The 12,259-nt window shown below is 67.2% G+C and carries 12 protein-coding genes; 8 read left to right on the top strand and 4 right to left on the bottom strand.

Annotated features, from left to right (window positions below):
* Nucleotides 1-83 precede the first annotated feature (83 nt).
* Complete coding sequence (locus GRB96_RS10475) at nt 84-410, top strand: ArsR/SmtB family transcription factor (RefSeq protein ID WP_161432084.1); 327 nt, start codon at nt 84-86, stop codon at nt 408-410.
* A gap of 33 nt (nt 411-443) precedes the next feature.
* Here GRB96_RS10475 and sohB read toward each other — a convergent pair whose 3' ends face one another.
* Nucleotides 444-1,484: a protease SohB gene (sohB, locus tag GRB96_RS10470; protein ID WP_161432083.1), complete on the bottom strand. Its 1,041-nt coding sequence runs from the start codon at nt 1,482-1,484 to the stop codon at nt 444-446.
* 142 nt (nt 1,485-1,626) lie between these two features.
* On the opposite strand from sohB, the gene GRB96_RS10465 reads away from it, so the two are divergent.
* Nucleotides 1,627-1,938 carry an SCP2 sterol-binding domain-containing protein gene (locus tag GRB96_RS10465; RefSeq protein ID WP_161432082.1) on the top strand — a complete coding sequence of 104 codons (312 nt, stop codon included), beginning with the start codon at nt 1,627-1,629 and terminating at the stop codon, nt 1,936-1,938.
* 46 nt (nt 1,939-1,984) lie between these two features.
* On the opposite strand, the gene nudC is transcribed toward GRB96_RS10465, so the two are convergent.
* From nudC to GRB96_RS10450, 3 genes are read right to left on the bottom strand one after another with little or no spacing between them, the layout of a single operon-like run.
* The gene (gene nudC, locus GRB96_RS10460; protein ID WP_161432081.1) at nt 1,985-2,755 is read right to left on the bottom strand and encodes an NAD(+) diphosphatase; all 771 of its coding nucleotides are present in this window, start codon (nt 2,753-2,755) and stop codon (nt 1,985-1,987) included.
* Complete coding sequence (dnaQ, locus tag GRB96_RS10455) at nt 2,755-3,495, bottom strand: DNA polymerase III subunit epsilon (RefSeq protein WP_161432080.1); 741 nt, start codon at nt 3,493-3,495, stop codon at nt 2,755-2,757. Before dnaQ ends, nudC begins: the two co-directional genes overlap by 1 nt.
* Nucleotides 3,496-3,534: 39 nt before the next feature.
* Nucleotides 3,535-4,335 (bottom strand): class I SAM-dependent methyltransferase, encoded by an 801-nt coding sequence (locus GRB96_RS10450; RefSeq protein ID WP_161432079.1) that lies wholly within the window; start codon nt 4,333-4,335, stop codon nt 3,535-3,537.
* A gap of 68 nt (nt 4,336-4,403) precedes the next feature.
* On the opposite strand from GRB96_RS10450, the gene gloB reads away from it, so the two are divergent.
* From gloB to GRB96_RS10420, 6 genes are all read left to right on the top strand, one after another.
* Complete coding sequence (gene gloB, locus GRB96_RS10445; RefSeq protein ID WP_161432078.1) at nt 4,404-5,171, top strand: hydroxyacylglutathione hydrolase; 768 nt, start codon at nt 4,404-4,406, stop codon at nt 5,169-5,171.
* 73 nt (nt 5,172-5,244) lie between these two features.
* Entirely contained in the window at nt 5,245-6,438 is a 1,194-nt protein-coding gene (locus GRB96_RS10440) for a transglycosylase SLT domain-containing protein (protein ID WP_161432077.1), read from the top strand.
* Between the two features lie 142 nt (nt 6,439-6,580).
* Nucleotides 6,581-8,458 carry an extracellular solute-binding protein gene (locus GRB96_RS10435; RefSeq protein WP_161432076.1) on the top strand — a complete coding sequence of 626 codons (1,878 nt, stop codon included), beginning with the start codon at nt 6,581-6,583 and terminating at the stop codon, nt 8,456-8,458.
* A 48-nt stretch (nt 8,459-8,506) separates the two neighbouring features.
* Entirely contained in the window at nt 8,507-9,580 is a 1,074-nt protein-coding gene (locus GRB96_RS10430; protein WP_161432075.1) for a microcin C ABC transporter permease YejB, read from the top strand.
* 4 nt (nt 9,581-9,584) lie between these two features.
* Nucleotides 9,585-10,652 carry an ABC transporter permease gene (locus GRB96_RS10425; protein ID WP_161432074.1) on the top strand — a complete coding sequence of 356 codons (1,068 nt, stop codon included), beginning with the start codon at nt 9,585-9,587 and terminating at the stop codon, nt 10,650-10,652.
* Nucleotides 10,645-12,231, top strand: coding sequence for an ABC transporter ATP-binding protein (locus GRB96_RS10420; RefSeq protein ID WP_161432073.1), 1,587 nt, complete (start codon nt 10,645-10,647; stop codon nt 12,229-12,231). Before GRB96_RS10425 ends, GRB96_RS10420 begins: the two co-directional genes overlap by 8 nt.
* The last annotated feature ends 28 nt before the right edge of the window (nt 12,232-12,259 follow it).

Raw genomic sequence — 12,259 nt, 5'->3', positions numbered from 1 at the left:
TTGAGTAAAACTCAATATACGGTCACGGTGCGCCATCGTGTGCGACTCGACCTTTCCACTCACGCGTAGCGCGGGGACACGCCATGCACACTCCCAGCCACGAGGCAGAAAGACTCATCAAAGGGGGCAGCGGCGCCATCGATAGCGCCACGGCCCTGCTCAAGGCCATGGCCAACGACAACCGACTGCGTATCCTCTGCCTGCTCGACGGGGGCGAGATGTCGGTGACCGAACTCAATGCACAACTGACCCTCAGTCAGTCGGCACTCTCCCAGCATCTCGCGATCCTGCGCCGGGAGGAACTGGTGACCACGCGTCGCAGCTCCCAGACCATCTACTACTCGCTGCAGGGGGAGAGTGCCAGGGCCATCATCGCCACCCTGGTCAACCTCGGCATGGCTGACAGTTGAACGGGAAAAATCCCCGGACCGTGGCTCCCGGGGCTAGCGCTTCTGCCAGCGACTGGCATCGAGCACTTCCGCTCCGCGCAGCAGTGCGCGCTCGATTCCCATCGATACCGCCATCCCCAGGCGCTCGGCGAGCCGACGCGGTGGTTCAAGCCGAACCCGGATGACCTTCGCCTCGCGCATGCGCTCCACCAGATAGGCCTCGCTGGTCCCCAGCGCATCGACCAGCCCCTTGTCGAGGGCCTCGCTGCCGTACCAGACCTCCCCGGTGGCGATCGCCTCGATATCCAGTGCCGGGCGACGCTTCGCCACGTGGCGCTTGAAGAGTTCGTGTGTCGTCTCCAGGTCGTCGAGAAACTTCTCGCGCCCCTCCTCAGTATTCTCGCCGAGTACCGTCAGGGTCCGCTTGTAGCGTCCGGCGGTCAGCACCTCGACATCGATGTCGTGACGCTTTAGCAGGCGGTGCACATTGGGCACCTGGGCCACCACGCCGATCGACCCCAGCACCGCCAGCGGTGCCGCCCGGACACTGTCTGCACCGCATGCCATCAGATAGCCGCCACTCGCAGCCACCTTGTCTACGCAGACGGTGGTGGTCAGTCCCGCCTCGCGCAGGCGATCGAGTTCCGCGGCGGCCAGGCCATAGGCATGCACCAGGCCACCAGCGGACTCCAGGCGCACCACTACCTCGTCCCCCGACTTCGCGGCTGCTATCACCGCCGAGATCTCCTCGGCAAAGCGGCCGGTACCGCTGGCCCGGATATCACCGTGGAAGTCGAGCAGCCAGACCGTCGGGCGGCCCTGCCCCTGCTCCCCCTTGCCAGCCTTGCCACGCGCCTTGTCCTCACGGCGAAACGCCTTTACCAGGCGCTTGCGGCCCCCCGGTTCAGTGGCCGCCAGGCGCAGCCGCCGCCTTCGGGCATCGTGTCCCCGGTTGAGCTCCTCGAGCTTGAGTCGCGAGTCACTGCCCGCGTCGCCGCGCAGCTTGCCCACCACCACGACCGCGAGCCCGACGACCATCACCAGGCTCAGCAACTGGGCCAGGAACAGTCCGAAATCCGCCAGCCAATCTCCCATCGTCGCCTCCTCTGCGGCCCCGACCGCTCGATAGCGTGAGCGGCCTCCGCCCCTCGAGTGCGTCGGCGGTCTGTCGGCCCGCTTGATTTAAACAATCGTTTTAAATACGCTCCCGGGGTCAAACACCCATCAGGAGCCACGAATGAGCCAGTCCACCCTCGACACGCTGACCTCCCGCTTCGACCCGCAGGCCGCCAGCGGCATGGACGAGGTCTTCCAGTTCCACTTCGATGATGCCGACAGCCACTACCTGGTCATCAAGGATGGCGAGCTGAGCGTCGCGGAAGGAGAACATGACGACCCGTCCGTCAGCCTGTCCATGAGCACTGCGACGCTCAAGGGCCTGATGACCGGCGAGGTCAACGGCATGACCGCCTTCATGACCGGCAAGCTGAAGGCCACCGGTAACGTGATGCTGGCTACCAAGCTGACCAGCCTGTTCCCTGCCGAATGACCCCCACCGTGATGTGCCGCGCGGTCCTCGATGACCCGCTGCCTCGCTAGCGTGCCGCCACCTCGGCCAGATGGGTCTCGATGAGCGCCCGTGAGATCGAATAGAGCGGCGGCAGCTGGGGCAGCTGGCGTGGGGAGAACCAGGCGGCATCGGCGATCTCCACGCCGTCGATACGGATGCGCCGACTGGCCGCCTCCGCGAAGAAGCCCAGCATCAGCGAGTGGGGAAAGGGCCAGGCCTGGCTGCGAAAATAGCGAACCCGTCCCACGGCAATCCCCACCTCTTCGAAGATCTCGCGGCGTACCGCCTCCTCCGCCGATTCTCCCGGTTCGATGAACCCGGCAAGCGTCGAGTAACGCCCCGGCGGGAAGCGTGGGCTGCGCGCCAGCAGCAGGGCCTCGCCGTGGGTCACCAGGGTAATGATGCAGGGTGAGATGCGCGGATAGTTGCGGTGCCCGCAGGCGTGGCAGTGCATCGCGAACTCGGCGTCGAGTCGCTCGGACGGTGCCCCGCAACGGCCGCAGAACCGATGGTCACGCAACCAGGCGCCCACCTGGAGGGCCGTGGAGACCAGCGGGAAGCGAGACTCGGGCAAGCGCGCCAGCCAGTCACGGGCGGTCGGCCAGTCGCTGCCGGCCTGCGCCTCGAGGGAGAGCGCCAGCGGCACATCCTGCCAGTAGCCCAGCGGCTGCATCTGCGCCGTCCAGGGCATCACCGGCTGCAGCACACCGCCATCGGGCGCGGGGGCGATACGTCCCTCGGCCAGGCGAATCACATGGCCCTGCCGGGCATCCAGAGGCAGCTCACGACGCAACATCAGTGCACGATCCCCTCGATACTGTCCCAAAGGCATTCGCCTGCCGCCTCGCGGATCCGCGCCAGCTTCTGGCGATGGGCGGCGAGCTCTTCGTCACTGGGAGCCGATACCCTCAGCTGCCCCCCGGAAAGCTCTACCGGACGCCGCTGGATCCCCGCCTGCCGGCTGCCCTCCGCGCCCATGGAGGCATCCAGCAGCAGCGCGGTCTGCCCGCCGGTCATGGCCAGGTAGACCTCCGCCAGGATCTCGGCGTCGAGCAAGGCGCCGTGGAGGACACGGTGGCCGTTGTCGATCTCGTAGCGCTTGCACAGCGCGTCCAGGCTGTTGCGCTGACCGGGGTGCTTGTCCCGAGCCATCTGCAGGGTATCCAGGATGCGACAATGCTCGGCAACCGGCCCCAGGCGTGACTCGCCACGAGCACTATCTAGCATCGACAGCTCGTGGTCGATGAAGCCCACGTCGAAAGGGGCGTTGTGGATGACCAGTTCGGCGCCTTCGATAAAGGCCCAGAAGTCATCCACGATCTCGGCGAAACGCGGTTCGTCGGCGACCCGTTCATTGGTGATACCGTGTACCGAGATCGCCTCTGCCTCGATCTCGCGCTCGGGATTGATGAACTGGTGGTAGGTCCGCCCGGTCAGCCGGCGGTTGACCATCTCCACCGCGCCGATCTCGATCAGCCGGTGGCCCTCCCTGGGGTCGATACCCGTGGTTTCCGTATCAAGAACAATCTGACGCATCACTTCTCTCTCAAGACTGGTAAATCGCCGAGGTCTGGCTCACTCAAGCGCTGGCCTCCTCTGCTTGTGGCAAGCGCCCTCTCGAGGAGCCTCTGCGTCGGCATTCAGGCGGGCCGCGCCTAACGCCGAGCCCCCGAGGGGCGCGGTAAAGCGCAGTCGGCTTCCCCGAGACTGGATAAGCTGCGGTCGGCGGCACGCCTGGATCATGTAGCTGTCGCCCAACGGCAGATTGTGACGGCGACCCAGCGTCTCGAATAACGTGTTTCGGGGCAGCCGGCCAGGCAGGTGGAAAGCGCAGTAGTCTACCCGCTCGATCTCGAAGTCGACAAACGCCAGCCAGTCCCGCAATCGTCCCGGAGCGCGCCACTGGCCGCGCCACGGCAGCGCCCGTCGCCGGGCCGGCGACAGCCGCCCCATGCCCCCGGCGGAGAAAGGCATCCAGCCGAAGAGGATGAGCCGCCCCTCGTCGGCGGTCACCCGCGCCGCCTCCTGCAGCATGTGGTGGGGGTCCGGGGCAACCTCCAGCAGATGGTGCACCACTACCAGGCTGAGGCTGTCATCGGGGAGCGGCAGCGCATCGGGAGCGCAGACCAGGGTGGAGGAAGTCTCTGCCAGCTCGCGGGTGGGGGCCCAGCTCAGTGGATGGCGCACCGGGCACATGTCGGCCAGCAGATCACCGAAACCGAGTTCGAGGCTGTGCACGCCGAAGAGCCTCTCGCAGGCCGGCCCCAGGCAGGCTCGCTCGGCGTGACGCACGGCCTGACCCGCCGGTGAGGACCAGAAGGCCTGGCCCTCTCGGTACAGCGCGGCAAGGCGCTGGGCGCTGGTCTCGGTTGACATGTCCCTTCCTGCTCTTCATATTGGCTGGATTTTGCGAACCGTTCATGCCCATTCAGGACACTCAGCCCATGTTGAGCGTGACACCGATTCCCGCCTTTAGCGATAACTATATCTGGCTTCTGCGCCAGGACACGACCCCCGATGTGTGCGTGGTAGACCCGGGCGATGCCGCCCCGGTCATCGAACTGCTCGAGCGCGAGTCGCTGACGCTCTCCACGGTGCTGATCACTCATCATCACCGGGACCACACCGGCGGCCTTGCCGAGCTCATCGAGCGCTATTCCCCGCGAGTGATCGGGCCCGACAACGAGTCCATCGGCGGCATCGATACCCCGGTGACCGAAGGGGATGAGGTTCGCGTCATGGGACGGCTGTTCGAGGTGATCGCGGTACCCGGGCACACCCTGGATCATATCGCCTTCTTCACCGCCGGCATCCCGCCGCTGCTGTTCGGCGGCGATGCCCTGTTCAGCGCAGGCTGTGGCCGCCTCTTCGAGGGCACGCCAGAGCAGATGCACGCCTCGCTGGAAAAGCTTGCTGCCCTGCCCGACGACACCCTGGTGTTCGCCGCTCATGAATATACCCAGGCCAATCTGCGCTTTGCACTGGCCGCCGACCCCCACAACCCGGACGTGGCCCAGGCCATGGAGGAGTGCCAGCGGGCCAGGGAGCTTGAGCGCCCCACCCTGCCCACTTCCATGGCCCGCGAGAAACGCATCAATCCCTTCCTGCGCGTGGCAGATGCCGGCGTACGCCAGGCCGCCTCGGCCCATGGCGACGTCGACAGCGACGAGGCGACCTTCGCCACCCTGCGCGCCTGGAAGGACAACTTCTGAACTCGATCCCTGGACGCCACATGCCTCCGACACGATCGGACGGCCTCGACGCGCCTTGGAGGAACACTTCCGGATGACCTACCACACCACTCGCCGCAGGCTATTCGCCTTCGCCAGCAGCGCTGCCCTGCTGGGCGCCCTGATGACCGCCGGCGCCCACAGCCAGGCCGCCACGCTCGAGCACTCCGCCGGCACCGCACAGCACGGCGCGATTCAGCCCGCCCCCGGCGACATGACCCAGCACTTCTGGGACGCCCTGGCGCTGGAGACCCGTGACGCCTGGAGCCGGTTGCGCGACAGCTTCCAGTGGCAGGACGACCTGCACGATCCACGCGTGCAGGCCTGGATCGACCACTACCGGCAGTCCCCGCACAACATTGCCGAAATCACCGAGCGTGCCCGCCCCTGGCTGGCCTGGATCACCGAGAAGGTCGAGGAGCGGGGTCTGCCCGGGGAGATCGCCCTGATCCCCTTCATCGAAAGCTCCTTCGACCCGGCCGCACGCTCCCATCGCGGCGCCGCCGGCCTGTGGCAGTTCATGCCACGCACCGGCGACTCCCTGGGGCTATCCCGCCAGCGCGGCTACGACGGACGCCTCGATGTGGTGGCCTCCACCTATGCGGCCCTGGACTATATCGAGTATCAGGCAGACCAGTGGTACGAGGGGGACATCGAGCTCTCCCTGGCGGCCTACAATGCCGGTGCCGGCACCGTCAACAAGGCCCGTCGCCGGGCCATGGCCCAGGGCAAGGGTGGCGACTACTGGAGCCTCTCGCTGCCACGGGAGACCATGAACTACGTCCCCAAGCTCAAGGCCATCGCCGCCATCATCAACGCCCCTGACGACTACCAGGTCGCCCTCCCCGAGATCGAGGACGCCCCGGCCTTCGCCAAGATCCCCGTGGAGCGCCCGATGCGCCTGGACGAGGCCGCCCGCCTCGCCGGCGTCTCCCAGGTCACCATCGCCGAGCTCAACCCGGGAGTGACCGGTGGCGCCATCCATCCCGGCAACGACCGGGTACTGCTGGTGCCCAGCGAGCGAGCCGACGCACTGATGGCCCGCCTGGCATCGCCCGCTTCGTCCTTGGCAAGCGCCGGGGCCGGCGACGACAGCTACGTGGTACGCCGCGGCGACACCCTGGCCGATATCGCCGCCCGCCAGGGCATCAGCGTTGCCGAGCTGCGCCAGGCCAACGGCATCGCCGGCAACCTGATTCAGCCCGGACAGGCGCTCGAGCTGCCGACGCGCAGCCTCGCCTCGCGCTGAACGCACCCCGGGGCCGTGGATGGCCCCGCCGAGCAGGAGGCAGGTATTGTCTTTCATGCCCGGGGCTGACACCTTAACTGGCGAAGCCTAGTGGGTACGACGCCGGCACTGGCCGGCGTCACTGTCGACACGGGATGTCAGAATGCCAATACCTTCATGCCGGCCCGCTGCCGTAACGCCTTTCGCCCGGCCCGCTGCCATTCTGCTGGCTGGCCTGTTGAGCCTGAGCGGCCTGCCGGCCGTGGCCCAGTCCCCGGCCGACGAGGAGGTGGCCACCGTCCACGGCCTGGCCCTCTACGGTGAACCCGGACTCCCTGCAGGCTTCGAGCACTTCCCCTACGTCAATCCCGAGGCACCCAGAGGCGGCACTCTGACTCAGGCGGCGGTAGGCGGCAGCTTCGACTCCACCAACCCCTTCATCATCCGCGGCACGCCGGCGGCCGGGGTCTCGCGTATCTACGATACCCTCCTGGAGGGTAATCCCGACGAACCCTTCTCGCTCTACGGCCTGCTGGCCGAGGGCATCCGGCTGGACCCCGAACGCGAGTGGATCGAGTTCGACCTGCGGTCCGAGGCGCGTTTCCACGACGGTGAGCCGGTGACCGCCGAAGATGTGGTCTTCAGCTTTACCCTGCTGACCGAGCAGGGCAACCCCTTCTACGGCGCCTACTACGCCGACGTGGAGAGCGTCACCGCCCTGGACGAGGACACCGTGCGTTTCGACTTTGCGTCCAGTCACTCCCGGGAGCTGCCGCTGATCGTCGGCCAGCTGCCGGTGCTGCCCAAGCACTACTGGGAAGGGCGTGACTTCACCTCTCCGACCCTCGATGCCCACCCCGGCTCCGGACCCTACCGCATCGCCGAGGTCGACCCGGGCAGGCGCATCGTCTATGCGCGGGTGGAGGAGTACTGGGGGCGCGACCTTGCGGCGAAGCGAGGGCGCCACAACATCGATCGCCTCATCTACGACTACTACCGCGACCGCGACATTGCCTGGGAAGCCTTCAAGGCGGGTATCCTCGACTACCGCGTCGATGCCCGTGCCGCCACCTGGGCCACCGGCTACGACTTCCCGGCCTTCGAGGAGGGGCTGGTGAACAAGGTCAGCGTGCCCGATGGCCAGCCGGCACCGATGCAGGCCTTTATCTTCAACCTGCGAAAGGAGACGTTCCAGGACCCGAGGGTCCGCGAGGCCCTGGCGCTGACCTTCGACTTCCCCTGGCTCAACGCCAACATCTTCTACGACGCCTACCGGCGCACCGAGAGTTTCTTCCAGAACTCCGAGATGGCCGCCGAGGGGCTGCCCAGTGACGCCGAGCTCGAGGTGCTGGAGCCCTGGCGTGACGCGCTTCCCGACGACGTCTTCAGCCAGCCGCTGCCCATGGACCATCCCGAGACGCTGCGCGAGCGGCTGCGCCTGGCCCTGGTGCTGCTGCGCGAGGCGGGCTTTGAAGTCCGCGACGGCGGCCTGGTGGATGCCGATTCGGGACGGCCGCTGGAGCTGGAGGTACTGCTCTACGACACCGGCATGGAGCGGGTGGTCCAGCCGATGCTGCGCAACATGGCACGCCTGGGCATCCGTGGCACCATCCGCATCGTCGATATCAACCAGTACCTCAACCGCTTGCGCAGCTTCGATTTCGACATGGTGGTCGGACAGTTCCCGCAGTCCAACAACCCCGGCAACGAACAGCGCGAGTTCTGGACCAGCGACTACGCCGAGGTGCCCCAGAGCCGCAACCTGATGGGCCTGGCCGACCCGGTGGTGGACGACCTGGTTGACCGTCTGATCCGCGCCGACAGCCGTGAGACGCTCAACACCCTCACCCGCGCCCTGGACCGGGTACTGCGCCATCGCTTCATCGTCATCCCCCACTACCACTCGGGCGAGACGCGGCTCGCGGTATGGGACAAGTTTGGCTGGCCCGAGCCATCTCCCGAGTACGGCATGGACCTCGAGGCCTGGTGGGTGGACCCCGAACGCGCGGCGACCATCGAACGTCGACAACGGGGAGGCTAGGGAGATGCCGAGCGTCGACGTGACCTGCAACCGGAGAGGGCCGCGAACGTGAGCCATTATGTCCTGCGTCGCCTGCTGCTGATGATTCCCACCCTGCTGGGCATCATGCTGCTCAACTTCATCATCGTGCAGGCCGCCCCCGGCGGGCCCATCGACCAGATGCTGGCCCGCTTCGAAGGGGTCGACAGCATGTCCAGTACGCGCCTGGACACCGGCGGCGGCGAGGTGGTGGTCCAGGACGAGTCCCGCGGCGCCAGGGGCATCGACCCGCGCTTCATCGAGCAGCTCGAGGCGCAGTTCGGCTTCGACCAGCCGGCCCACGAGCGTTTCCTGGGCATGCTGGCCGACTATGCCACCTTCGACTTCGGGGTGAGCTTCTTCCGCGACCGACCGGTGATCGAGCTGATGATCGAACGCCTGCCGGTGTCGGTATCGCTGGGGCTCTGGACTACCCTGCTGGTCTACCTGATCTCCATCCCGCTGGGCATTCGCAAGGCGCTGCACCACGGCTCGCGCTTCGACGTCTGGACCTCGGGACTGGTGATCGTCGGCTACGCCATCCCCGGCTTCCTGTTCGCGATCCTGCTGATCGTGCTGTTCGCCGGGGGCAGTTACTGGGACCTCTTCCCGTTGCGCGGGCTCACCTCGCCTAACTTCGACGAGCTCTCGGCCTGGGGCAAGGTCAAGGACTATGTCTGGCACATCACCCTGCCCGTGATCGCCATGACCATCGGCAGCTTCGCCACCCTGACCATGCTCACCAAGAACAGCTTCCTGGACGAGATCCACAAGCAGTATGTGCTCACCGCAAGGGCCAAGGGCGCCAGCGACCAGTGCGTGCTCTACGGACACGTGTTCCGCAACGCCATGCTGATCATCATCGCCGGCCTGCCCGGCGCACTGGTATCGATCTTCTTCACCGGCTCACTGCTGATCGAGGTGATCTTCTCGCTTGAGGGGCTCGGCCTGCTCGGCTTCGAGGCGGTGATGCAGCGCGACTATCCGGTGATCTTCGGCACCCTCTATCTGTACACGCTGATCGGCCTGCTGCTGAAGCTGGTCTCCGATCTGACCTATGTGTGGGTGGACCCCCGCATCGACTTCGAGACACGGGAGTCCTGAGCCGATGGCCCATGCTGCAACGCCCCTGGCGCAACGCTTCTCGCCCATCACCCGGCGCCGCTTCGGCGTGTTCCGCGCCAATCGCCGCGCCTGGGTCTCGCTGTGGATCTTCGCCGCGCTGTTCGTGGTGAGCCTCGCCGCCGAGCTGATCGCCAATGACAAGCCGCTGGTGATGCAGTACCAGGGCGAGTGGTACGTGCCGCTGCTGGTGGACTACCCCGAGACCGAGTTCGGCGGCTTCCTGCCCACCACCGCCGACTATCACGACCCCTTCGTGCGCGCCCAGATCGAGGAGCACGGCTGGGCGCTGTGGCCACCGGTCCCGTTCTCCTACCAGACCCTGGACATGCAGATGATGCGCCCCTCACCGGCGCCGCCCGACACCCGCCACTGGCTGGGGACCGACGACCAGGGGCGCGATGTGCTGGCACGGGTGATCTACGGCTTCCGCCTCTCGGTGGCCTTCGCCCTGGTACTCACCGCCGGTTCGCTGGCCATGGGCGTGCTGGTGGGCGGCATCCAGGGCTATTTCGGTGGCAAGACCGACCTGATCGGCCAGCGCTTCACCGAGATCTGGCAGGGGCTGCCGGTGCTCTTCCTGCTGATCATCCTGGCCAGCTTCGTGCAGCCCGGCTTCTGGTGGCTGCTCGGCATCATGCTGCTGTTCTCCTGGCTGGGCCTGGTCGATGTGGTGCGCGCTGAGTTCCTGCGCGCCCGCAACCTGGAGTACGTGCGCGCCGCCCGCGCCATGGGGCTGACCCCGCGGCTGATCATGTGGCGCCACGTGCTGCCCAATGCCATGGTCGCCACCCTGACCTTCATCCCTTTCCTGTTTACCGGCGCCATCACCACCCTCACCGCGCTGGACTTCCTGGGCTTCGGTCTGCCGCCGGGCTCGCCGTCGCTGGGTGAACTGGTGGCCCAGGGCAAGAACAACCTGCATGCCCCCTGGCTCGGCATCACCGCCTTCGTGAGCCTGTCGCTGATGCTCTCGCTGCTGGTATTCATCGGCGAGGGGTTGCGTGATGCCTTCGACCCCCGGCATATCGGGAGGAGCCCAGCCGATGCCTGATCTGCTGCGTCTCGAGGAGTTCTCCATCGCCTTCGATGGCGTCACCGTGGTCGACCGACTCAGCCTCAGCGTCGGGCGCGGCGAGACCCTGGCATTGGTGGGCGAGTCCGGCTCCGGCAAGTCGGTGTCGGCGCTGGGCGCCATGAACCTGCTGCCGGGCAATGCCAGCGTCAGCGGCGGCCGATGGCTGGGTGATACCGACCTGGCACGCCTGCGCCACCGCGACTGGCAGGGCCTGCGCGGCGGCCGGGTGGGCTTCGTGTTCCAGGAGCCGATGACCTCGCTCAACCCCCTGCACACCGTGGGCAAGCAGATCGGCGAGACCCTGCGCCTGCACCAGGGACTCTCCGGCCGTGCGGCACGTGCTCGGGTCATCGAACTGCTGGCCCAGGTGAAGTTGCCGCGCCCAGAGGAGCTCGCCGACGCCTGGCCCCACCAGCTCTCAGGCGGCCAGCGCCAGCGGGTGATGATCGCCATGGCAATCGCCAATGACCCGGAGCTGCTGATCGCCGACGAGCCCACCACGGCACTGGACGTCACCGTGCAGCAGGAGATCCTCGCCCTGCTCGCCGAGCTGCGCGACCACCACGGCATGGGCATGCTGTTCATCACCCACGACCTCAACCTGGTGCGTCGCCACGCCGACCGGGTCTGCGTGCTCTACCAGGGCCGCGAGCAGGAGACGGGGCCGGTGGAGCGTGTGTTCGCCTCACCCCAGAGCGGCTACACCCGCACCCTGCTTGCGGCCGAGCCCGAGGGGCGCCCCGTGCCGGCCGGCGCGGGGCAGCCGCTGCTGCGCACCGATCGTCTGGGCGTGCGCTTCCAGCGCCCCAAGAAGCTCTTCATGCCGCGCCCGCCAGCCTTCGAGGCGGTCAGGCCACTGTCGCTCACCCTGGGTCGCGGCGAGACGCTGGGCATCGTCGGCGAATCCGGTTCCGGCAAGACGACGCTTGCCATGGCACTGCTGCGCCTGGTGGAGAGCCACGGCGAGATCCACCTCGATGACACCCGACTGGATACCCTGTCCGGTGGTGCCCTGCGCCGCATGCGACAGCGGGTGCAGATCGTCTTCCAGGATCCCTACGGCTCGCTCTCCCCCCGCCTGCCGGTCGCCGAGATCGTCAGCGAGGGGCTGCGCTTTCACCACCCGGAGCTCGCCGGGAGCGAGGTGCGCCGCCGGGTGGCCGATACCCTGCGCGAAGTGGGCCTGCCGGCCGACTGCGCCGACCGCTACCCCCACGAGTTCTCCGGTGGCCAGCGTCAGCGCATCGCCGTGGCCAGGGCGATCATCCTCGAACCCGCCCTGCTGGTACTCGACGAACCCACCTCGGCGCTCGACCGCACCGTGCAGAAGCAGCTGGTAGCCCTGCTGCGCGACCTCCAGGCACGCCGCGGCATGAGCTACCTCTTCATCAGTCACGACCTGGCAGTGGTGCGCGCCATGGCGCATCGCATCATGGTGCTCAAGGAGGGCGAGTTGATCGAGGAAGGCGAGTGCCTCGAGGTGCTGGCCAACCCGCGAACCGACTATACCCGAGCCCTGGTCAAGGCCGCCGGCCTGGCATCCGGCATGCGTTGATGGCCCCCTTCATTTGAACAGGGCCGCG

The sequence above is a fragment of the Halomonas alimentaria genome (genome assembly GCF_009902005.1).
Taxonomy (GTDB): Bacteria; Pseudomonadota; Gammaproteobacteria; order Pseudomonadales; family Halomonadaceae; genus Halomonas; species Halomonas alimentaria.
This window is presented reverse-complemented; position numbering and strand designations above follow the sequence as displayed.

What these genes read in the sequence shown, in the direction of transcription:
- GRB96_RS10475 (WP_161432084.1), top strand. Translation starts at nt 84, where the DNA reads ATGCACACTCCCAGCCACGAGGCAGAAAGACTCATCAAAGGGGGCAGC.
- sohB (WP_161432083.1), bottom strand. Translation starts at nt 1,484, where the DNA reads ATGGGAGATTGGCTGGCGGATTTCGGACTGTTCCTGGCCCAGTTGCTG.
- GRB96_RS10465 (WP_161432082.1), top strand. Translation starts at nt 1,627, where the DNA reads ATGAGCCAGTCCACCCTCGACACGCTGACCTCCCGCTTCGACCCGCAG.
- nudC (WP_161432081.1), bottom strand. Translation starts at nt 2,755, where the DNA reads ATGTTGCGTCGTGAGCTGCCTCTGGATGCCCGGCAGGGCCATGTGATT.
- dnaQ (WP_161432080.1), bottom strand. Translation starts at nt 3,495, where the DNA reads ATGCGTCAGATTGTTCTTGATACGGAAACCACGGGTATCGACCCCAGG.
- GRB96_RS10450 (WP_161432079.1), bottom strand. Translation starts at nt 4,335, where the DNA reads ATGTCAACCGAGACCAGCGCCCAGCGCCTTGCCGCGCTGTACCGAGAG.
- gloB (WP_161432078.1), top strand. Translation starts at nt 4,404, where the DNA reads ATGTTGAGCGTGACACCGATTCCCGCCTTTAGCGATAACTATATCTGG.
- GRB96_RS10440 (WP_161432077.1), top strand. Translation starts at nt 5,245, where the DNA reads ATGACCTACCACACCACTCGCCGCAGGCTATTCGCCTTCGCCAGCAGC.
- GRB96_RS10435 (WP_161432076.1), top strand. Translation starts at nt 6,581, where the DNA reads ATGCCAATACCTTCATGCCGGCCCGCTGCCGTAACGCCTTTCGCCCGG.
- GRB96_RS10425 (WP_161432074.1), top strand. Translation starts at nt 9,585, where the DNA reads ATGGCCCATGCTGCAACGCCCCTGGCGCAACGCTTCTCGCCCATCACC.
- GRB96_RS10420 (WP_161432073.1), top strand. Translation starts at nt 10,645, where the DNA reads ATGCCTGATCTGCTGCGTCTCGAGGAGTTCTCCATCGCCTTCGATGGC.